The organism is Phenylobacterium sp. (genome assembly GCF_030697925.1).
Classification (GTDB): domain Bacteria; phylum Pseudomonadota; class Alphaproteobacteria; order Caulobacterales; family Caulobacteraceae; genus Phenylobacterium.
The window spans coordinates 1-1,283 of the sequence record NZ_JAUYOJ010000030.1; the positions used below are offsets into that span (position 1 = coordinate 1).

A 1,283-nucleotide genomic window follows, 5' to 3' on the forward strand; every position below is an offset into this window, starting at 1 on the left:
GATGACCGTGTGACCTCCGCTGAGCAGGCGGGCGAGCAAGGCGGATGCGTCTCGTTGCGTCGAGAGGATGGTTCGCGCTTCCGTAGGGTAGTTCTCGAAGAATGACGGCTGAGCGGCGATCAGCGCCGCTTCGGGCTTGAAGAGCCTGAGACCGTTCAGTTGCACGGCGTCATCGGGTTCTGGAAGCGTGTGCGCGCCCTCGAACAAAGAGGTGCCATGGATGAAGTTGGTCACCTGGTTGTGCGCCCCTCTCGCTCGAACGAGCAGCTGGGTGGGTACGCTGGTGTTTCCCGCCTGGAGGACGAGGGACTGCTCGGGTGTGAACGCCCATTCCGACCCGAATCTCTCGGTGAGATAGTTCCGACAGAAATCCCAGAACGAGGTGTACCAGGCGGTGCTTTCTCCCGGACCGGCGCCAGGACGGGCCGGGATGTACCATCCCTTGATCACCTCCTGCAGGAAGCCATGCTTCAGCAGCAGCTCGCGGACGGTGCGCGTCAGGTCCTTGGATTTGATCGCGACCCGTCCTGTGGCTTGGACCGCCTTCAGGGCTTCCAGGGCGTTCGCGAGTTTCTCGTTTGGCGTAGGCATGGAACTCGTCCTTGGCTGATGAGCCAGAGTTCAAGTCTGTAGCATGGATCGTATTTGGTGTTGCGCGAATAATAGTTTTTTATGTTGTGCGTTAAGTAGGGTTTTATGTTGTGTGGCGGATCGTTTTTGGTGCGCACTGATGTCTTGCTTAGTCAGTGCCGCGCGGTCACCGACCTCGCTCCTTACCCGCCTCAGGGGCATTCCGGCCAAGTCGGGCGTTCGCCGCCCGCAGATCTCGGGCGAGGGCCAGGCGCTGCGTATCGGGCTGGGGCATGCCGCGGACGAAGGCCTCGATCTTGGCGCCCAGAGTCCGATCCCCCGGGTCGCTTGATCGGCCGAGCAGCTGGGCCTGGGCTAGGTAGAGGCCGCGCACGGCTTGTTGTCGCGCCACGATCCTTTGCTCCCAGAACGTGCGCTCGGTTCGGCCCTGGAAGGCCGCCCCCGCCGCCTCACGATAGGCCGTGCGGCGGACCTGCGCCATCGGCCCCTTTCCAGCCTCCTGCCGGTCCCGGATCTTCCGCTACGGCGTCCGCTCGGCCTTGCGGGTGACGCCCCGCGCCCGCCTTGGGGTCGCCTCGGCTTCGACGCCCCGGTCACGCAGCGCCTGGGCGAAGGTCTGCCGCCAGAGCTCCAGGTCGGCCTTCTTGGGGTTCAGCCGCTCGCTTGCGTGGCCACGCGAACAGATGGACAGG

1 protein-coding gene and 1 pseudogene are annotated in these 1,283 nt (G+C 64.2%); both read right to left on the bottom strand.

Annotation, left to right across the window (positions count from 1 at the left end; translation table 11 throughout):
- Positions 1 to 591 (bottom strand): annotated as a pseudogene (locus Q8Q88_RS03595) (cell filamentation protein Fic); the annotation flags it as partial.
- Between the two features lie 166 nt (positions 592 to 757).
- On the bottom strand, positions 758 to 1,072 hold the full coding sequence (locus tag Q8Q88_RS03600; protein ID WP_305673831.1) for a hypothetical protein: 315 nt from the start codon (positions 1,070 to 1,072) through the stop codon (positions 758 to 760).
- Positions 1,073 to 1,283 lie beyond the last annotated feature (211 nt).

Excerpts from the sequence above, each read along its gene's own strand:
- Q8Q88_RS03600 (WP_305673831.1), bottom strand. The coding sequence starts at position 1,072 with ATGGCGCAGGTCCGCCGCACGGCCTATCGTGAGGCGGCGGGGGCGGCC.